Origin of the sequence: Pantoea sp. M_9 (assembly GCF_008631385.1) — a bacterium.
In the GTDB taxonomy this organism is placed as follows: Bacteria; Pseudomonadota; Gammaproteobacteria; order Enterobacterales; family Enterobacteriaceae; genus Pantoea; species Pantoea eucrina.
Genome location: NZ_VWUF01000019.1, coordinates 1 through 20493, shown reverse-complemented (window position 1 = coordinate 20493; position 20493 = coordinate 1). Strand labels below are relative to the sequence as shown.

General features: G+C 59.3%; 13 protein-coding genes and 1 pseudogene. 12 read left to right on the top strand and 2 right to left on the bottom strand.

Going from position 1 to position 20493, the window contains the following annotated elements:
* Positions 1 to 96 precede the first annotated feature (96 nt).
* Together F3I15_RS17150 and mutH are read right to left on the bottom strand one after the other, a co-directional pair.
* On the bottom strand, positions 97 to 315 hold the full coding sequence (locus tag F3I15_RS17150; protein WP_039379973.1) for a YgdI/YgdR family lipoprotein: 219 nt from the start codon (positions 313 to 315) through the stop codon (positions 97 to 99).
* A gap of 226 nt (positions 316 to 541) precedes the next feature.
* Positions 542 to 1228, bottom strand: coding sequence for a DNA mismatch repair endonuclease MutH (mutH, locus tag F3I15_RS17145; RefSeq protein ID WP_150018730.1), 687 nt, complete (start codon positions 1226 to 1228; stop codon positions 542 to 544).
* Positions 1229 to 1912: 684 nt separating this feature from the next.
* Between mutH and rppH the strand changes: the two genes are divergently transcribed.
* From rppH to recD, 12 genes and pseudogenes are all read left to right on the top strand, one after another.
* On the top strand, positions 1913 to 2443 hold the full coding sequence (gene rppH, locus F3I15_RS17140) for an RNA pyrophosphohydrolase (RefSeq protein WP_039379969.1): 531 nt from the start codon (positions 1913 to 1915) through the stop codon (positions 2441 to 2443).
* A gap of 12 nt (positions 2444 to 2455) precedes the next feature.
* Complete coding sequence (gene ptsP, locus F3I15_RS17135; protein ID WP_150018729.1) at positions 2456 to 4702, top strand: phosphoenolpyruvate--protein phosphotransferase; 2247 nt, start codon at positions 2456 to 2458, stop codon at positions 4700 to 4702.
* A 112-nt stretch (positions 4703 to 4814) separates the two neighbouring features.
* Complete coding sequence (lgt, locus tag F3I15_RS17130) at positions 4815 to 5693, top strand: prolipoprotein diacylglyceryl transferase (protein WP_150018728.1); 879 nt, start codon at positions 4815 to 4817, stop codon at positions 5691 to 5693.
* Positions 5690 to 6480 (top strand): annotated as a pseudogene (gene thyA, locus F3I15_RS17125) (thymidylate synthase). The gene lgt and the pseudogene thyA overlap by 4 nt, the downstream one beginning before the upstream one ends.
* A gap of 189 nt (positions 6481 to 6669) precedes the next feature.
* Positions 6670 to 7140, top strand: coding sequence for a prepilin-type N-terminal cleavage/methylation domain-containing protein (locus F3I15_RS17120; RefSeq protein ID WP_150018727.1), 471 nt, complete (start codon positions 6670 to 6672; stop codon positions 7138 to 7140).
* Complete coding sequence (locus tag F3I15_RS17115) at positions 7131 to 7712, top strand: prepilin peptidase-dependent protein (RefSeq protein ID WP_150018726.1); 582 nt, start codon at positions 7131 to 7133, stop codon at positions 7710 to 7712. The genes F3I15_RS17120 and F3I15_RS17115 overlap by 10 nt, the downstream gene beginning before the upstream one ends.
* On the top strand, positions 7709 to 8137 hold the full coding sequence (locus F3I15_RS17110; protein ID WP_150018725.1) for a DUF2509 family protein: 429 nt from the start codon (positions 7709 to 7711) through the stop codon (positions 8135 to 8137). Before F3I15_RS17115 ends, F3I15_RS17110 begins: the two co-directional genes overlap by 4 nt.
* A gap of 22 nt (positions 8138 to 8159) precedes the next feature.
* A complete protein-coding gene (locus F3I15_RS17105; RefSeq protein ID WP_150018735.1) occupies positions 8160 to 8456 on the top strand; it encodes a prepilin-type N-terminal cleavage/methylation domain-containing protein in 297 nt (98 codons plus the stop codon).
* Positions 8457 to 8492: 36 nt separating this feature from the next.
* Positions 8493 to 11873, top strand: a complete 3381-nt coding sequence (recC, locus tag F3I15_RS17100) for an exodeoxyribonuclease V subunit gamma (protein WP_150018724.1) — start codon at positions 8493 to 8495, stop codon at positions 11871 to 11873.
* 90 nt (positions 11874 to 11963) lie between these two features.
* Positions 11964 to 14858, top strand: a complete 2895-nt coding sequence (ptrA, locus tag F3I15_RS17095) for a pitrilysin (protein WP_150018723.1) — start codon at positions 11964 to 11966, stop codon at positions 14856 to 14858.
* Positions 14855 to 18397: an exodeoxyribonuclease V subunit beta gene (gene recB / locus F3I15_RS17090; RefSeq protein WP_150018722.1), complete on the top strand. Its 3543-nt coding sequence runs from the start codon at positions 14855 to 14857 to the stop codon at positions 18395 to 18397. The genes ptrA and recB overlap by 4 nt, the downstream gene beginning before the upstream one ends.
* Positions 18394 to 20241, top strand: coding sequence for an exodeoxyribonuclease V subunit alpha (gene recD, locus F3I15_RS17085; RefSeq protein WP_150018721.1), 1848 nt, complete (start codon positions 18394 to 18396; stop codon positions 20239 to 20241). Before recB ends, recD begins: the two co-directional genes overlap by 4 nt.
* Positions 20242 to 20493 lie beyond the last annotated feature (252 nt).

Sequence of the window (20493 nt, the reverse complement as noted above, 5' to 3'; positions counted from 1 at the left end):
GGACTATAGCCTGTCTGGCACAGAGGAAGGAAGAGGGGAACTCCGGGAAATCGCCTGCACGGAGGAAAACGCCGTACAGGCCGGGTAATCTGGCACTTAACGTTCAATGATGGTGGAAACTTCATCACCGTTGATCTGCATAACGTGACCCTGCCGATCGGTGTACTCCACCAGGCCGGTCTCTTTATCGATCGAGGGCTTGCCCTCGGTCATAATCATCTGGCCATCTTTTGTTGCCATCACGTAGTCACTGCTGCAACCGCTCAGCACTGATGCTGCCAGCAGTAAACCCGCTACACCCGCTAACCCTTTCATTATCCGCTCCCTGAGCTGCTTTAACTGCAAAAGTGTAGTAATAAATGCTTTTACGTGACGAAGTAATCGCATGATTCTTAAAAAAGCGAGAGGTAGCGTGCATTAGCTTGACAAGCAGGCTCGTTTCCTGCTGGTTGCACAGCACCGGAGGAGTGTAACGTTACCAGGCGGACGCTGGCAAAGCCAGACATCGGGAAATGTGCGGTATGAAAGAGCGTGTAGTCAATTACAGTAAAAAATGGCGTGCCAGCAGCGCAGCCGTAAAGTGCTTTTTGAGATAGAAGCCGCGCGGCAGCGTCATAATGCGTTCGCCATGTTCACCTGTTGCTTCCGTCAGCGCCCGGTTGTTTGCGGCTTTGGGACGGATTTGCAGGCAGGCGCCGTGGCGGGCGGTAATACGCTCGACCTGCCCCAGCACAATCATATCCATTAGCTCTTCCCAGTCGGCGCGCAGCTGCTGTTCCTCTTCTGCATCAGGCTGCCAGAGCAGGGGCGTACCTACCCGGCGCTCAGCCAGTGGGATCGTGCGCTCGCCCTCAACCGGGATCCACAATACCCGCGCCAGCTTATGGCGCACATGGCTTGACGCCCAGGTCACGCCGCTATTACCGGTCAGCGGTGCCACACAGACAAAGGTGGTCTCCAGTGGCCTGCCCTGAGCATCAACCGGGATAGTTTTAAGCTCGATACCCAAATGCGCAAAATCCTGCTCCGCTTTACTGCCGGCGCTGGCACCCAGGTGCAGCTCCAGCAGCATACCGACCCAGCCTTTATCGCGTTTAAGATTATCAGGTACCGGCAGGTTAAGCCGGGCTGCCAGGGTTTCCAGCCGCTCTCCGGCCAGCTGATGCGCACGCTGCAGCAGCTCTTCTTCACTTAGCGGGGAACCGGGCAATGGAGTGTGAAATGTCATGATGAATATCTGGTTGGTTAAAAAGTAATCAGCTTGCGGGCGGGCAGGTTGTCCACATCGCCTCTTTCTGAACGGGCATCATAATAGCATGATTCACACTACTTTTTTTTATGACTGCAGCAGCAGGTACAATTCAGATCGGCAGTTTATCCCGATTTGTCCGCCACAATAAACAGGATATCAGTGTAAGTTATCCACAGATAAATGGGATAAGCCCGCCCTGAGCCGATCCCTGTTTCTATTTACAGGGCCTGCTGAACCGCAATGCGCGATTTTTTTGCATCATCTGACCAGGTTTAGGGCATTCCTTGTGGATAAAAACAACGGCGATTAATTTTTAACCACACAACGTTCTGTAGCTGATCTGCGCTAAAAAAAACATCCTGACCGGACGCCATTTTTTTAGTCAAGATACTGATTATAATCATTTTTTAATCATGATAAGAATCTTCTGTTTTGCGCTGACGTTAAACTGTCTGCAGTTAATTACCGCGTTCTGCACAAAGCTATCCACAGAAAAAGTGCATAAGATCGCACAGCAGACGGGTTAACTGTTTATAAGTTAAGTCTTCTCTGTGGGTTAACTCTTTTTTATTCTGCGGAGGTCCGGCTTATCCAGTGGTTTACCGCCTGTAAGGAGTGTGAAACAATCAGACCATTCAAATTAAGCTTTGAGGTAGTCCAGTGATCGATGATGATGGCTACCGCCCGAATGTTGGTATCGTAATCTGCAACAGGCAGGGGCAAGTGTTATGGGCCAGGCGCTTTGGACAGCACTCCTGGCAGTTTCCTCAGGGAGGCATCAATCCGGGTGAAACCGCAGAGCAGGCGATGTATCGCGAACTGTTCGAAGAAGTGGGTTTACACCGCAAAGATGTTCGAATACTTGCTTCAACCCGTAACTGGTTACGTTACAAGTTGCCTAAACGTTTGGTGCGTTGGGATACAAAGCCGGTCTGTATCGGCCAGAAACAGAAGTGGTTTCTTCTGCAGTTGATGTGTAATGACGCGGATATCAATGTGCAACACAGCAGCACCCCCGAGTTTGATGGCTGGCGCTGGGTGAGCTTCTGGTATCCGGTACGTCAGGTGGTCTCCTTCAAGCGCGATGTGTACCGGCGCGTCATGAAAGAGTTTGCTGGCGTGGTAATGTCGATGCAGGAGAGTGTGGGGCAGCGTAATAACCCTGTTGCCCACCGTCGTAAAAGAGGATAGGCCACGCCCCTTATGCTCACTCAGTTGCGCGAAATAGTAGAAAAAGTGGCGGGTGCACCGCGTCTGAATGAAGCACTCGACATTCTGGTTAACGAAATCTGCCTGGCGATGGAGACCGAGGTCTGCTCGGTTTACCTCGCCGATCACGATCGACACTGCTACTACCTGATGGCGACCCGCGGTCTGAAAAAACCGCGCGGCCGTACGATCGCACTGGCGTTTGATGAAGGCATTGTCGGCCTGGTTGGCCGGCTTGCTGAACCCATTAACCTGGCCGATGCGCAGAGTCACCCCAGCTTCAAATATATTCCTGCCGTAAAAGAAGAGCGTTATCGCTCTTTCCTTGGTGTACCTATTATCAGTCGTCGTCAGTTAATGGGCGTGCTGGTGGTGCAGCAGCGCGAACACCGTCAGTTTGATGAGAGCGAAGAGTCATTTCTGGTGACGCTCGCCACGCAAATGGCGGGGCTGCTCTCGCAGTCACAGCTCGGCCAGTTATTTGGCCAGTTCCGGCAAACCCGTGTTAAAGCGATTGCCGCCTCTCCGGGCGTGGCGGTGGCGATCGGCTGGGTGGATGAAACACAGCCGCTGCTGGACCAGGTATCTGCCGCATCAACCCTTGATCCCCAGCGCGAGCGAGAGCGGCTGGTGGTGGCGATGGGGGAAGCGGGCAATGAATTCCGTCGTTTCAGTAAACGCTTTGCGGCCGGCGTGCAGAAAGAGAGCGCGGCAATCTTCGATCTCTACTCGCATCTGCTGACCGATGCGCGGCTGAAAAAAGATCTGTTTGCGGAGATTGAGCGCGGATCGGTGGCTGAGTGGGCGGTGAAAACCGTGATCGAAAAGTTTGCGGCGCAGTTTGCCAGCCTGCAGGATCACTATCTGCGTGAACGGGCCGGCGATCTGCGGGTGCTGGGGCAGCGGCTGCTGTTTCATCTTGATGATACGCTGGTGGGAACCAACGCCTGGCCGGAACGCTTTGTGCTGGTGGCTGATGAGCTGACGGCCACGACGCTGGCTGAGCTGCCACATGAGCGGCTGGCAGGCGTAGTCGTGCGCGATGGCGCCGCCAACTCACATGCGGCGATCCTGACGCGGGCAATGGGGATCCCGACCGTGATGGGTGCCGATATTCTGCCGGTGCAGCTTAATAAGCGGCAGCTGATCGTTGATGGCTATCGCGGGGAAGTGCTGATCGATCCTGAGCCGGTGCTGGTACAGGAGTATCAGCGTTTGATCAGCGAAGAGAACGCGCTGAGCAAAATGGCGGAAGGCGTGGTGGATCAGCCCGGTGAGCTGAAAAGCGGGGAGCGGGTGCAGGTCATGCTCAATGCCGGTCTTAGCCCGGAACATGAGCAGGCGCTGGACAGCTGGGTCGATGGCATCGGCCTTTATCGTACTGAGATCCCGTTTATGCTGCAAAGCGGCTTTCCCTCAGAAGAGGAGCAGGTGGCGCAGTATCAGGGCATGCTGCAGCTGTTTTACGATAAGCCGGTCACGCTGCGCACGCTGGACGTCGGCGCAGACAAACAGCTGCCCTATATGCCAATCAGCGAAGAGAACCCGTGTCTTGGCTGGCGCGGTATTCGTCTGACGCTCGATCAGCCGGAGATCTTTCTGGTCCAGGTTCGGGCCATGCTGCGCGCTAACGTCGCCTCCGGAAACCTCAATATTCTGCTGCCGATGATCAGCCATATTGATGAGATCGATGACGCGTGCCGGCTGATCGATCGCGCCGGACGCGAAGTGGAAGAGGTGCTGGGATACCCCATTCCCCGGCCGCGTATCGGCGTTATGATCGAAGTGCCCTCAATGCTGTTTATGATCCCGCATCTTGCCAGCCGCGTTGATTTTATCTCGGTCGGCACTAACGATCTGACACAGTATCTGCTGGCGGTGGATCGCAATAATACCCGGGTCGCAAACCTCTACGATTCACTGCATCCCGCCATGCTGCGCGCGCTCCATACCATTGCGCGTGAAGCCCGGGAAGCCAAACTTGAGCTCTGCCTGTGTGGTGAAATGGCGGGCGACCCAATGTGTGTCGCGCTGCTGGTCGGGCTTGGCTATCATCATCTCAGCATGAACGGCAAAAATATTCCGCGGGTCAAGTATCTGTTGCGGCATCTGGATTGGGAGGAAGTACAGAAGTTGAGCCAGCAGGGAATTGCGGCGCATACCGCTTCGGAAGTGCGTCATCTGGTTGCGGCATTTATGGAGCGTCGCGGTCTGGGTGGACTGATTCGCGGCGGTCGTTAACGGTTTACATTTCTGCGGAAACTGTGAAAAGCGGCTGTGCTATGATGCGCAGCCTTTTATTGTCTGGCCCTTTAGCCACGCCCGCGTTGGGCAGAAAAATCGATGGTGAATAATGAATAACGGCTACATTTCATTTCCCCAATTCGATCCGGTGATCTTCTCAATCGGACCGATTTCGCTTCACTGGTACGGCCTGATGTATCTGGTGGGCTTTGTTTTTGCCATGTGGCTTGCGGTGCGCCGCGCTAATAAGCCCGGTAGCGGCTGGAAGAAAGATGAAGTGGAAAACCTGCTTTATGCCGGATTCCTCGGCGTCTTTCTCGGTGGTCGTATCGGCTATGTGCTGTTTTACAATCTGCCGCTGTTTCTGGAAAACCCGCTCTACCTGTTCAAGGTCTGGGATGGCGGCATGTCCTTCCACGGTGGCCTGATTGGCGTGATTGTGGTCATGCTGATTTTTGCCCGCCGTACAAAACGCACCTTCTTCCAGGTCTCTGATTTTATTGCACCGCTGATCCCGTTTGGTCTTGGCGCGGGTCGCCTCGGTAACTTTATCAATGGCGAACTGTGGGGCCGCGTGGCGCCCGATTTTAAATTCGCGATGCTGTTTCCGGGTTCGCGCAGTGAAGATCTCGCGCTGGCGGTAAACAACCCGCAGTATCAGCAGCTGCTGAATACCTATGGCGTGCTGCCCCGTCACGCCTCGCAGCTCTATGAGCTGTGTCTGGAAGGCGTGGTGCTGTTTATTATTCTCAACCTGTTTATTCGCAAACCGCGTCCCATGGGCAGCGTCTCCGGCCTGTTCCTGATTGGTTACGGCGCGTTTCGCATTATTGTCGAGTTTTTCCGTCAGCCGGATGCGCAGCTGGGGCTGTTTGAAGGCGGCATCAGCATGGGGCAGATCCTCTCTGTGCCGATGATTCTGGCGGGCATTATCATGATGATCTGGGCGTATCGTCGTCCGCAGCAACAAACCCGAGAGGTAAAATGAAACAGTATCTGGAACTGATGCAGCATGTGCTGAATGAANAAAAAAGGCCGACCGTACCGGTACCGGCACGCTTTCCATTTTTGGCCACCAGATGCGTTTCAATCTGCAGGAGGGGTTCCCTTTGGTCACCACTAAAAAGGTGCACCTGCGCTCCATCATTCACGAGCTGCTGTGGTTCCTGAAAGGGGAAACCAACATTCAGTATCTGAAAGAGAACAAGGTCACCATCTGGGATGAGTGGGCGGATGAGAACGGAGATTTAGGTCCGGTCTACGGCAAGCAGTGGCGCAGCTGGGGCAGCGCCTCTGGCGCAGAGATCGATCAGATAAGCAGAGTCATTGAGCAGCTGAAACGCGATCCGGACTCACGCCGCATTATTGTCTCAGCCTGGAACGTGGGCGAGCTGGATCAGATGGCGCTGGCTCCGTGCCACGCCTTTTTCCAGTTCTACGTCGCGAACGGCAAACTCTCCTGCCAGCTCTATCAGCGTTCATGCGATATCTTCCTCGGCCTGCCGTTTAATATTGCCAGCTATGCGCTGCTGGTGCATATGGTCGCGCAGCAGTGCGATCTGGAAGTGGGTGATTTTGTCTGGACCGGTGGTGATACCCACCTTTACAGCAACCATCTGGAGCAGGCTCGCCTGCAGCTGACCCGCGAACCGCGTCCGCTGCCGAAGCTGGTGATTAAGCGTAAGCCCGCCTCAATTTTTGACTATCAGTTTGAGGATTTTGAGGTAGAGGGCTACGATCCCCATCCTGCCATCAAGGCCCCTGTGGCAGTCTGATCTGCTCCCGATCGCGCCTGAGCCCTGCCGCCGTGCAGGGCTTTTTTTTGCCTGCCCGGCCACGCTTTTCTGACGCTGCCGCACAAAAAAATGGTTTTCTCTGTAGCAGCTAAAGCACGCCTGTGAGCCACTCCTGACCGCACAATTGTCACGCTTGTAGTGCTGCTGCGCTGACGGCAGAGTGACGTCATGAACAGAGATAATCATCACGGGTTTACCCTGCCGGAACTGCTGATCGTCATGCTCATCGCAGGCGTACTGGGAGGCGGGGCGATACAGGGGGGGCAGCGCTGGCAGCAGCAGCAACAGCTGCGCGAAAGTGTGCTGCAGCTGCAGGCGTTTTTGCTGCAGCTGCGTGCGCATGCGGGCTGGCATAATCGCGAGCTAAAGCTCTGGCTGCAACCGGGTCAGGGTGGCTGTCTCGGTACCGGCCCCGTACCGCCTGCAGGCTGCACGACGCCCTCGCGCTGGTGGTTCACGCCACCGTATGCAGGCATACACCTTAGCGCACTGACGGGCGAACCCGGTTTTTACGGGCGCAGGGACGTGGCGCGCGCCGGTAGTGTGGAAATAACGAGCGCTGCCGGGCGCTGGCGCGCAATCATCTCCGCCCGCGCGCGTATTCGTCTCTGCCAGCCGGAAGCAGCGACGTGCGGGTAGCTCAGGCCGGGTTCAGCCTGCTGGAAACGCTGATTGCGCTGGCGATAAGCGCCATGCTGATGCTCAGCCTGGGGCGTTTTCTGCCGCTGCTGCTGGAACAGAATCTGCGGCTGCAGCAGCGGGTACAGCTGCAGCAGGAGCTGGAACAGATAGCCGGCATGCTGGAAAAAGCGCTGCGCCGGGCGGGCTACTGCCGGGGAACCTGCCGCGGCGCGCCACTGACGCTGGCAAACAGCGGCAGCTGTGTGCTGCTGCGCTGGGATGAGAACAGCAACGGTCGCTGGGAGGGTGCGGGGCATAGCGACAGTGATTACTACGGCTATCGTCTGCGTAGCGGGCAGCTGGAGATGCAGCGCGGCGTTGAGGCGTGTCACGGCAGCGGCTGGGAGCGCATCACCGATCCCGCGTTTATGCTGCTGGAACGTTTTCAGGTCAGCCGCCAGCAGCGTTACCTGCGGCTGGAGCTGGCTGCACGTGCAGGTCAGCAGCGTTACCTGCGGCTGGAGCTGGCTGCACGTGCAGGTCAGCAGCAGGTCATGCTGGTGCGCGTTATCGAAGGCATCAATCTGTGAAACAGCAGGGCAACAGTACGCTCGGCATGGTCATGATGCTGCTGCTGCTGGGAGGCGTCACGCTGCACGCGACCCGCCAGCAGCTGAGCCGCAGCATGGTGCTGGTGGCCGATACGCAGCACTACTTTCAGCATCACAGCCAGGCGCAGGCGGCGCTGCGCTGGGGAGTGCAGCAGCGGTGGTCGCCGGCTGATGGCTGGCAGTGCCAGCAGTGGACAACCGCGCAGTGGCAAAGCTGTCTGCTGCGCAGGGAGGAGGGGTATGGCTTGTTATCCGCGCGCCAGGCAGGCAGCGCCCTCTGGCTCTACCGCTGGGTTGAACTTCGTGGAGCGCGCGTGCTGGCCTTGCCGCACGGCTGGATTGACTTCTGCCCGCTCGCCGCGCCGGAGGCGTGTCCGGGAGAGGCAGTTACAGCGGGGATTTAGCCTGGCAGAGGCGCTGGTGGGCATGCTGCTGCTGGCGCTGAGTATCACAACGCTGCTGCACTATCAGCGCGCGCTGACGCTGGGGTTCAGCCAGCAGTGGCAGCAGCGACAGGCGTGGCAGGTTGCACAGCAGGCGTTGCTGGGCCATGACACGGCGGGCTGGCACACGCAGCGTCAGCAGCAGATTCTGCCAGGCAGCTGCACGCTGGAACAGGTGACCGTGACCGGCCCGCATCAGCGCACAGCGATGCTGGCACGGCTGACATGTCACGAAGATGACCAGATTAATAGGCATCTCCGCCGTTTAAGGGTAGAGTGACCAGGCTGTATTGTACTGCTTTGTTAAAGGAGAATTATGTTCCGGGTTTACCACTCCAATCAGCTCGATCTGTTGAAAAATCTGGCAGGCATCCTGATTGAAAACCAGCCTCTCGCCGATCCTTTTGCGGCTGAACAGGTGCTGGTACAGAGCCCGGGAATGGCGCAGTGGCTGCAGATGGAGCTGGCAAACAGCTTTGGCATTGCCGCAAATATCGATTTCCCACTGCCTGCCACCTTTATCTGGAGCATGTTTGTGAAAGTGCTGCCGGGGATCCCGGAAGAGAGTGCTTTTACCAAAGCCAACATGAGCTGGAAGCTGATGCAGCGTCTGCCGGTGCTGCTGGAGCAGGAGACGTTTCAGTCGCTGCGGCTCTATCTGCAGGATGACGACGACAAGCGCAAGCTTTACCAGCTCAGCACCCGCGTCGCCGATCTCTTTGACCAGTATCTGGTCTATCGTGCTGACTGGCTTAACAGCTGGGAGCGGGGGGTACTGATTGACGGGCTGGGTGACGCTCAGCAGTGGCAGGCGGCGCTCTGGCGCGATCTGGTCAGCTTCACGGAGAGTCTCGGTCAGCCGATGTGGCACCGTGCCAATCTCTACGCCCGCTTTATTGAGACGCTGGAGCGGGCTGAAAGCACGCCGGCTGGCCTGCCGCCGCGCGTATTTATCTGCGGTATCTCCGCGCTGCCGCCAGTCTACCTGCAGGCGCTTGAAGCGCTGGGCCGCCATATCGATATTCATCTGCTGTTTACCAATCCCTGCCGCCACTACTGGGGGGATATTCAGGATTACGCGTTTCTGGCAAAGCTGCAGAGCCGTCAGCGCCGCCGTCTGCATTCAGAGGAGACGCTGCCGCTGTTTCGCGAACCTGAAGCCGCCTCCACGCTGTTTAACAGCAGCGGTGAACAGCAGCTGACAAACCCGCTGCTCGCCTCCTGGGGAAAGCTGGGACGCGATAACCTGTTTCTGCTCAGCCAGATGGAGTCAGCCGCCAACGATATCGATGCATTTGTCGATCTGCCTGATGACACGCTGCTGCACAGCCTGCAGGCTGATCTGCTGAATCTTGACGATCGCGCGGTGATTGGTCTGAGTGCCGGAGAGCTGATGAACAGCGCAGAGAAGCGCCCTCTCGATCCGGCCGATCGCTCCATCACGCTGCAGATCTGTCACAGCGCACAGCGTGAAGTGGAGGTGCTGCAGGATCACCTGCTGGCGATGATGGAGGCCGATCCTGAGCTTAAGCCGCGCGATATCATCGTCATGGTGGCAGATATTGATAGCTATGCGCCCTTTATTCAGGCGGCGTTTGCCAGCGCACCGCCGGATCGCTATCTGCCATTTGCCATTTCTGACCGTCGTGCCAGTCAGGCGCATCCGGCCATTCTGGCACTGCTGAGCCTGCTGACGCTGCCGGAGAGTCGCTTCGCCTCAGAGGAGATCCTTGCGCTGCTGGAAGTGCCGGCGCTGGCGCAGCGTTTTTCCGTGGATGAGAGCGGGTTGCGTCTGCTGCGCCGCTGGGTCATGGAGTCCGGTATTCGCTGGGGGCTGGACGATGCCAGCATTGAAGCGCTGTCGCTGCCGGTTACCGGCCAGCACACCTGGCGTTTTGGCCTGCAGCGTATGCTGCTGGGCTACGCGCTTGAGAGCCGCAACGGTGACTGGCAGGGGATCCTGCCTTACGATGAGTCAAGCGGTCTGATCGCAGAGCTGGCGGGACATCTGGCCGAGCTGCTGATGCGGCTTGATACCTGGCGCAGCCGGCTGGCCGGTGAGCGCACGCTGGCGGAGTGGCTGCCGCTGTGCCGTGAGCTGATTGACAGCTTTTTCAGCGGCGATGCCGAAAGCGAGGCGGCGCTGCTGCTGGTAGAGACGCAGTGGAAAGAGATTATAGAGCAGGGTATGGGCTCTGCTTATCAGCAGCCGGTGCCGGTGACGCTGCTGCGCGATGAGCTGCGCTCACGCCTCGACCAGCAGCGCATCAGCCAGCGTTTTCTGGCAGGTCCGGTAAACTTCTGTACGCTGATGCCGATGCGCTCAATCCCCTTTAAAGTTGTCTGCCTGCTGGGTATGAATGATGGCGTCTACCCGCGCACGCTGGCACCGGTTGGGTTTGACCTGATGCAGCAGCAGACGCGCAAAGGCGACCGCAGCCGGCGCGATGACGATCGCTATCTGTTCCTTGAGGCCCTGATTTCAGCCCAGCAGCAGCTCTATATCAGCTATATCGGCCGGGCGATTCAGGATAACACCGAGCGCTATCCCTCAGTGCTGGTCACGGAACTGCTTGATTATCTGGGACAGAGTTTCTGCCTGCCGGGCGATGAGCAGTGCGAGCCGGACGTCAGTGAGCAGCATGTGCGTGAGCACTTACAAACGTTGCACAGCCGCATGCCATTTGCTGCAGAGAATTTTGCACCTGACAGTCACCGGCAGAGCTTCGCTGCCGAATGGCTGCCGGCAGCTACCAATCGCGGCGTGGCACAGCCCGACTTCGTGCAGCCGCTGGCGGTGAAAACGCAGGAGATCGTGACGCTGGAGCAGCTGCTGCGCTTCTGGCGTCATCCGGTTCGCGCCTGGTTTCAGCAGCGTCTTGGCGTCTCATTCTGGACAGAAGAGAGCGAGCTGCCCGATAGCGAGCCTTTTGCACCCGATAGCCTTGAGCGCTATCAGTTAAACGCGCAGCTGCTTAATGCGCTGGTGAACGGCGAGGATCCACAGCAGCTCTATGCGCATCATCGCGCAGCAGGTAACCTGCCTTATGGCGCCTTTGGTGAACTTTTCTGGCAGAGCCAGACCGAAGAGATGCAGGAGGTTGCGGCGGAAGTCGCCGGAGAACGCCTGCCGGCAGAGAGTCAGGAGGTGAATCTGCAGCTCGGTGCCGTGCGGCTGACCGGCTGGCTGACGCAGGTACAGGCTGATGGCCTGCTGCGCTGGCGGCCTGGCGTGCTGAACATGAATGACGGACTGCAGCTGTGGCTGGAGCATCTGGTCTACTGTGCGCTGGGCGGCAGCGGCATAAGCCGGATGTATGGCCGTAAACAGAGTTGCTGGCGCTTTCATGCCGTAGCCGCCGACCGGGCGCAGTCGCTGCTGGCAGAGTATGCCGCCGCCTGCGAGCAGGGGCTGGCGCAGCCGCTGCTGCTGTTAAACAAAAGCGGCGGCGCCTGGCTGGAGGCGAGCTTCGATCGCAAAAGCGGCCAGCTGCTGGAAGATGACGCCACGCAGAAAAAGGCGCTGAATAAGCTGCTGCAGGCGTGGCAGGGCGGCTATCAGGTGCAGGGGGAGGGCAGCGATCCTTATCTTCAGCGCCTGAATCGCACGCTGAATGAGGAGATGCTGCAGGCGATTATCGCTGCGGCACGGCAGTGGTATCTGCCGGTACGCCTCGCCCATCAGGATGATAAATAGCTGCTAAGCGTCGCGCTTACGCCAGAATAATATGTTGATAAACCTGCGCGGAAAATCAGCCGCAGGGCAGAGTAAGATTAAGGGGTTTACATGCGGATTTACGCACGCTGTATCGGCGCACTGCTGTCAGGCGCGCTGGCGCTGAATGTTTTTGCCGATACCGGACAGGGCTGGCAGCCGGTTAATGACATTATCCGCAAAAGCGATCGCGATCCGCGCAGCTATCAGGCGATTACCCTGAACAACGGGATGACGGTGCTGCTGGTTTCAGACGCTGAGGCCCCGAAGTCGCTGGCGGCGCTGACGCTGCCGATTGGCTCGCTGGACGACCCCGACCAGCAGCCGGGGCTGGCGCACTATCTGGAGCATATGGTGCTGATGGGCTCAAAGCGTTACCCGCAGCCCGACAATCTCGCGGAATTTCTCAAAATGCACGGCGGCAGTCACAACGCCAGCACCGCCTCTTACCGCACCGCATTCTATCTGGAAGTGGAGAACGATGCGCTGCAGCCTGCGGCAGACCGCCTGGCGGATGCGATTGCGGAGCCGCTGCTCGATCCGGTTAACGCCGATCGCGAACGTCACGCCGTCAATGCAGAGCTGACGATGGCGCGATCGCGTGACGGACTGCGCATGGCGCAGGTCACCGCCGAGACGCTGAATCCGCAGCATCCGGGGTCGCGTTTCTCCGGCGGCAATCTGGAGACGCTGAGTGATAAACCCGGCAGCAAACTGCAGCAGGCGCTGCGCGATTTCTATCGTACCCACTATTCCGCCAGCCTGATGAAAGCGGTGATCTACAGCAACAAACCGCTCTCTGAGATGGCGCAGATGGCAGCCGCAACCTTTGGGCGCGTCGCGGCGCATCCGGCGAGCGTGCCGGAGATAGATGTACCGGTAGTTACCGACGCGCAGAAAGGCATTATCATTCACTATGTGCCGGCTCAGCCGCGTAAACAGCTGAAGATTGAGTTTCGTATCGCGAACAACAGCGCCGATTTCCGCAGCAAAACCGATACGCTGATTGGCTATCTGCTGGGTAACCGCAGCGCCAATACGCTGAATGACTGGCTGCAGAAGCAGGGACTGGCCGATGGCGTGACCGCAGGGGCCGATCCGGTCACCGAGCGCAGCAGCGGCGTCTTTGCTATTTCTGTGTCGCTGACGGATAAAGGGCTGGCGCAACGCGATGAAGTCGTGGCCGCTATTTTCAGCTACCTCGATATGCTGCGCCGCAACGGCATTGATAAGCGCTATTTTGACGAGGTATCGCACGTGCTGGCGCTTGATTACCGCTACCCGTCAATTACCCGTGATATGGACTACATTCAGTGGCTGGCCGACACCATGCTGCGCGTGCCGGTCGCGCACACGCTGGATGCGCCTTACCTTGCCGATCGCTTCGATTCTGCAGCGGTGGCGGCACGCCTCGGTGAGATGACGCCGCAAAATGCCCGCATCTGGTATATCAGCCCACAGGAGCCGCACAACCAGCAGGCCTACTTTGTTAATGCGCCCTATCAGGTTGATAAAATCAGCGCCGCGCAGTACAGCGACTGGCAGCAGCGTGCAGCGCATATCGCGCTCTCTTTACCTGCGCTCAATCCCTATATTCCCACTGATTTTTCACTGATTGCGCGCGACGGGAAAAACTACACGCATCCGATCGTGCTCAGTAATGATGCGGCAATGCGTATTTTATGGATGCCGAGCCGGTTCTATCCTGACGAGCCAAAAGCGGCGATTACGCTGGCGCTACGCAATAAGGCAGCGATTAGCGACGCGCGTCAGCAGGTGCTGTTTGGTCTGAATGATTATCTCTCCAGCCAGGCGCTGGATGAGCTCAATTCGCAGGCGTCGGTGGGCGGCATCAGTTTCTCTGTGGGAGAAGATGATGGCCTGGTGTTTAACGCCAGCGGATTCACCCAGCGTTTGCCGCAGCTGCTGCAGGAGCTGGTCGCCGGTTACAGCAGCTTCCATCCGGATGAAGCGCAGCTCGCTCAGGCTAAATCCTGGTATCGCGACCGTCTGGATGCGGCTGAAAAAGGCAAAGCGTTTGAACAGGCGATCCAGCCGATGCAGATGCTGTCGCAGCTGCCCTATACCCAGCGCGATGAGCGCCGCCGGTTGCTGCCGGAGATCACGCTGCAGGAGGTGATCGCCTGGCGTGACGCGCTGCTGCATCAGTCAACGCCAGAGATGCTGGCGGTGGGTAATCTCTCAGCAAAAGAGACGGAAGCGCTCGGCGTGGCGCTGAAAGCGCAGCTGCAGAGCAGCGGAGAGGCGCCGTGGCGCAGTGACTATGTTGTAGTAGATAAACCGATCAAGGCGAACCTGCAGCAGGCGGGAAGCAGCAGCGATTCCGCGCTGGCGGCGCTCTATGTGCCTGTCGGATATGATGAATATCAGAGCATGGCCGCCAGTACGCTGCTGAGCCAGATTATCCAGCCGTGGTTCTATAACCAGCTGCGCACGGAAGAGCAGCTGGGCTATGCCGTCTTTACCTATCAGATGCCGATAGGCCGCCAGTGGGGCATCGGTTTTCTGCTGCAGAGCAACAGCCGGCAGCCCGCCTTCCTGCTGCAGCGCTTTCAGGCATTCTATCCGCAGGCAGAACAGCGGCTGCGCAGCATGAAGCCAGAGACCTTTGCGCAGTATCAGCAGGCGATGATCAATGAGCTGAAACAGCGCCCTCAGACGCTGGAGGAGGAAGCCAATCGCTACAGCCGCGACTTCAGCCGTCAGAACTATGCGTTCGATACGCGAGAGAAAGTGATTGCGCAGGTGCAGCAGCTGACGCCGGCGCGGCTGGCCACTTTCTTCCGGCAGGCGATCCGGCAGCAGGGAATGGCGATGATTTCCCAGATCAGCGGTACGCAGGAGAGTTCACCGCAGGCAGATTACGCAGCGCTGCCTGGCTTTACCACCTGGCCGGCGCTGGCGCAGCTGCAGCAGTCGCTGCCGGTTAAGAGTGATACGCCATGAATCAGCGTGCTGAATCGCTCAATCCGCTGACGCTGCCGCTGCGCGGCGAGCGCCTGATTGAGGCCTCTGCCGGGACAGGTAAAACCTTTACCATTGGCCTGCTTTATCTGCGTCTGCTGCTGGGTCTGGGTGGAGAGAACGCTTACAGCCGCCCGCTCTCGGTAGAAGAGATTCTGGTGGTGACGTTCACCGAAGCGGCGACGGCGGAGCTGCGCGGTCGTATCCGCGCGAATATTCACGCGCTGCGGCTCGCCTGTATTCGCGGCGTCAGCAGCGATCCGATGCTGACCGCACTGCTGCAGGCGATTCCGCAGCGGGAAGAGGCCGCCTCGCTGCTGCTGGCGGCGGAAAGACAGATGGATGAAGCCGCTATTTTCACCATCCACGGCTTCTGCCAGCGTATGCTCAATCTCAACGCGTTTGAGTCCGGCATGCTGTTTGAACAGCAGCTGATTGAGGATGAGCATCCGCTGCTGCGTCAGGCAACGGCTGATTTCTGGCGGCGTCACTGCTATCCGCTGACGCTGGATATCGCGCGCGTGATTGTCACCGAGTGGCTGGGGCCGGAACAGCTGCTGGCTACCCTGCGCCCGTGGCTGCAGGGAGAGTCGCCCTCGCTGCGGCTGCCGCCGGATGACCAGGAGACGCTTGCGTCGCGGCATGCACGTAATATGGCGCGCATCGCGGAGATCAAAGCGCAGTGGCGAACGCTGGGTGATGACGTGCTGACGCTGGTTGAGCAGTCGGGCGTGGATAAGCGCAGCTACAGCAGCAAACATCTGCCCGCCTGGGTCAGTAAAGTGAGCCAGTGGGCCCATAGCGACAGCAGTGATTACCAGGTTCCGCCCGAGCTGGCACGCTTCGGGCAGCGGATACTGGATGAGAAAACCAAAAAAGGCGATGCCCCGCGGCACGCGCTGTTCAGCGCAATTGACGCATTTCTGGCTGAGCCGCTGTCGCTGCGCGATGTGGTCATTGCGCGGGCGCTGACCGAAGTGCGAGAGGCGGTGCATAAACAGAAGCGGCTGCAGGCGCTGCTGGGCTTTGACGATCTGCTGAGCCGCCTTGATGATGCGCTGCAGCAGGCGGGCGGCGCGCAGCTGGCGCAGCTGATCCGGCAGCGCTACCCGGTGGCGCTGATCGATGAATTTCAGGATACCGATCCGCAGCAGTACCGGATTTTCCGTACGCTCTATATGCATCAGCCTGAACATGCGCTACTGCTGATAGGCGATCCCAAACAGGCGATCTACGCCTTCCGCGGGGCGGATATTTTTACCTATATCCGGGCGCGTAATGAAATTGCGGCGCACTATACGCTGGATACTAACTGGCGCTCGTCGCCTGCGATGGTAGAGAGCGTAAACCAGCTTTTCTCGCGCTTGCCGGCTCCCTTTCTGTTCGCTGAAATTCCGTTTTTGCCGGTGCAGTTTGCGCCGCCTAATCAGGCGCTGTCGCTAAAGGCAGAGGGCAGAGAGCAGCCCGCGCTGCGCTTCTGGCTGCAGCCCGGCAGCGGTGCCAGCGTCAGCGAATATCAGCAGCAAATGGCAAAGCAGTGCGCAATGGATATCAGCCGCTGGCTGCAGGCGGGGCAGCAGGGTGAGGCGATGCTGGGAAAAGGGCCGGCGCTGCGGCCCGTACAGGCATCGGATATCACGGTGCTGGTGCGCAGCCGCAACGAAGCGAATCAGATCCGCGAAGCGCTGGCGCAGCTCGCGATCCCCTCTGTCTATCTCTCTAACCGCGACAGCGTTTACACAACACCGGAAGCGCGCGAGCTGCTCTGGCTGCTGCGCGCTATTCTGGCTCCGGAACAGGAGCGGATGCTGCGTACGGCGCTGGCGACTTCGCTGTTTGCGCTGGATGCGGCTCAGCTGGATGCGCTCGATCGCGATGCGCGCGGCTGGGACACGCTGGTAGACACCTTTGCGCGCTGGCAGCGCCTCTGGCATCAGCGTGGTGTGCTGCCGATGCTGCGGGAAATTATGCTGGAGCGCCAGCTGGCTGAAAATATGCTGGCGTCGGAAAATGGCGAGCGCCGCCTGACCGATCTGCTGCATCTGGGGGAGCTGCTGCAGGAAGCGGCATCGCAGCTTGACAGCCCGCATGCGCTGGTACGTTATCTGGCACAGCAGATAGCGCGGCCCGACAGTCAGTCGGCCAGCCAGCAGCTGCGGCTGGAGAGCGACCGCCATCTGGTGCAGATCGTCACCATCCATAAATCGAAAGGGCTGCAGTATCCGCTGGTCTGGCTGCCGTTTGCCGCCGGGTTCCGTGAAGCAGATATTGCGCTTTACCACGATCGCGATAACTTCAGCGCGGTGCTGGATTTACAGGGCGATGAGCAGAGCCTGGCGCTGGCGGAACAGGAGCGACTGGCAGAAGATCTTCGTCTGCTTTATGTTGCGCTGACGCGCTCTGTGTATCACTGCAGCATCGGCGTGGCGCCGCTGTTTCGCGGCGCGCGCAAAAAAGAGGGCGAGAGCGATCTGCATAAAAGCGCGCTGGGCTATCTGCTGCAGCGCGGCGAAGCGGCGACGGCAGAGCAGCTCGGCGCCCTGCTGGAAGCGCTGAACGGCGAAGCGTGCGAGGTGGTGATGGCCGATCGTGTTGAAGCCGCACGCTGGCAGGCGCAGGCTGGGGTACGCGACGATCTGCATGCACGCGCGATATCGCGCCAGCTGGCTGAATCGTGGCGCGTGACCAGCTATTCAGGTCTGCAGCAGCACAGCGCGCATCGCCTGCTGGAGGTGGTGCCTCACTTCGATCTGGACGCGGCGGGTGAAGAGCGGCAGGCGGCGACCGAAGAGGTTGTGCTGACGCCGCATCATTTTCCGCGCGGTGCCGCGCCGGGTACGTTTCTGCATGAGCTGTTTGAGTCGATCGACTTTACCCAGCCGCCAGGGACGGAGCTGCTGGAGCAGCATCTGCAGCAGAACGGCTACCCGCTGCACTGGCAGCCGGTGCTGAGCAGCTGGATTGAGCGGGTTGTGACTACGCCGCTTAATGCGCAGCAGATCCGGCTGGCTGACGTGGCCGCACGCGACCGCCTGATTGAGATGGAGTTTTATCTGCCTATCAGCGCTCTGCTTACCGCGCCTGCGCTGGACCGGCTGATGCGCCAGCATGATCCGCTCTCTGCGCAGGCGCCCGCACTTAATTTCAGTCAGGTGCAGGGCATGCTTAAAGGCTTTATCGACTTGGTGTTTCGCCGGGACGGAAAATATTACCTGCTGGATTATAAATCCAACTGGCTGGGGGAGAGTCATGAAGCCTATACCCCGGATGCCATGGCGCAGGCGATGATTGACCATCGCTACGATTTGCAGTATCAGCTCTATACGCTGGCGCTGCACCGGTTTCTGCAGCACCGGCTGCCCGATTACGACTATGAGCAGCATATGGGCGGCGTATTTTATCTGTTTTTGCGCGGTATGGATGGCAGTTCGCCTGATAATGGCGTCTTTTTCACCCGTCCTGCCGCTGAGTTTGTCACACAACTTGATAGCCTGTTTCGCGGGCAGGGAGAGGATGCATGAGCGATATCACTACGCTATTAAAGCAGGCAACAGAGCTGCGGCTGCTGCGCTCGCTGGATGTGCAGTTTGCTCAGCTGATAGCCACCCGCGATGAACCCGCCCGCTTACTGGCCGCTGCCTGTCTCAGCGCTGAAGCCGGAGAAGGGCATGTCTGCCTGCCGCTGGCCCAGCTCAACCGCGAGCAGCTGTTTCGCGGCCGTCATCCCGAACTGGCGCAGGCGATCTGGCAGGCAGCAGGCGATCCGCACGACTGGCAAAGCCTGCTGGCGGGCTGGGATGCGCTCAGCTCCCATGATCGCGCAGCCCCGGTTGTACTGAGCGACGACCGGCTCTATCTGCACCGCTTATGGCACCATGAGGGTGACGTGGCGCGCTTTTTCCATCCTCAGGCTGCGCCGCAGCCGTTTGCCCCGGAGCAGGTACGCAGCGTGCTGGATGCGCTGTTTGGCACCGCGCCGGATGACTGGCAGAAGATTGCCGCTGCTGTCGCATTAACGCAGAAAACCGCGGTGATTTCCGGCGGGCCGGGCACCGGCAAAACCACCACCGTGGCAAAACTGCTGGCGGCGCTGATCCGCCTGAGTGACGGCGCGCTGCGTATTCAGCTGGCGGCCCCAACCGGCAAAGCGGCGGCGCGCCTGACGGAGTCACTGGGGAAAGCGCTGCAGCAGCTGGCGGTCAGCGATCAGGAGCGCCAGCGCTTTCCGGAGGAGGCCACCACGCTGCATCGCCTGCTGGGCGCACAGCCTGAAACGCAGCGCCTGCGTTACCATGCCGGAAATCCGCTGCATCTCGATGTGCTGGTGGTGGATGAAGCTTCCATGGTGGATCTCGGCATGATGGCCAGCCTGATTGCCGCGCTGCCGTCGCAGGCGCGGGTAATTTTTCTCGGCGACCGCGACCAGCTCGCCTCCGTAGAGGCGGGTGCGGTACTGGGCGATATCTGTCGCTGTGCGGAGGCGGGCTACAGTCCGGTGCGCGCCACGCAGCTGACGCTGATGACCGGCTGCGAGATCGGCGGCAGTAATGAAACCGCAGCGCCCGCGGTGCGCGATGCGATCTGCCTGCTGCGTAAAAGTTACCGTTTTGACGCCAGCTCCGGCATCGGCCAGCTGGCAGCAGCCGTTAACGCCGGGGATGCGCAGGCGGTGGAACGCGCCTTTCAGGGCAATTTCAGTGATATTGCGCGTGCGCCGCTGAACAGCGGTGAAGCGTATCAGCGTATGCTGAATGAGATTGCTGCTGGTTATCGGGACTTTCTGCAGCAGGTAGCTGAGGATGCCGCACCGGCTGAGATCCTCGCCTCTTTCGGCCGCTATCAGCTGCTGTGCGCGCTGCGTGAAGGGCCCTTTGGCGTGGAAGGACTCAATCAGCGTATTGAGCAGAAGCTGATGCAGCTGCAGCTGATCCGGCGCCCCGCAGGCGGCAGCCGCTGGTATCCGGGACGGCCGGTCATGGTCACGCGCAATGACAGCGCGCTGGGCCTGTTTAACGGCGATATCGGTATTACGCTGACAGATGAGGAGGGCGTGCTGAAGGTCTTCTTCCCGCTGCCGGACGGAACCATCAAAGCGGTCCAGCCGAGCCGGCTGCCGGCACACGATACCGCCTGGGCAATGACGGTGCACAAGTCGCAGGGCTCGGAGTTTGAGCACACCGCGCTGGTGATGCCGGCCCAGTTTTTACCGGTGCTGACGCGGGAGTTAATTTATACCGCCATCACGCGCGCCCGCAGGCAGCTGACGCTCTACAGTGATGAAAACATTTTCCGTCGCGCAGTGCAGCTGCGCACGCAGCGCCGCAGCGGCCTGCTCTCACGGCTTGGCGCGACGTCTGACGCGTAAAGCCTCATACAGGATAATGTGGCCAGGGCAGGGCGCCATAAATGGCGCCCCTACAGGATCACGTAGGGGCCGCATTAATGCGGCCCTGGGGGGAATAACGCAGCCCGGAATTTCCCGCGCGGCCAGGGCCCCATAAATGGCGCCCCTACGAAAAAACGCCAACGTCCCGTAGGGGCCGCATTAATGCGGCCCTGGGGAGAATAACGCAGCCCGGAATTTCATGCGCGGCCAGGGCGCCATAAATGGCGCCCC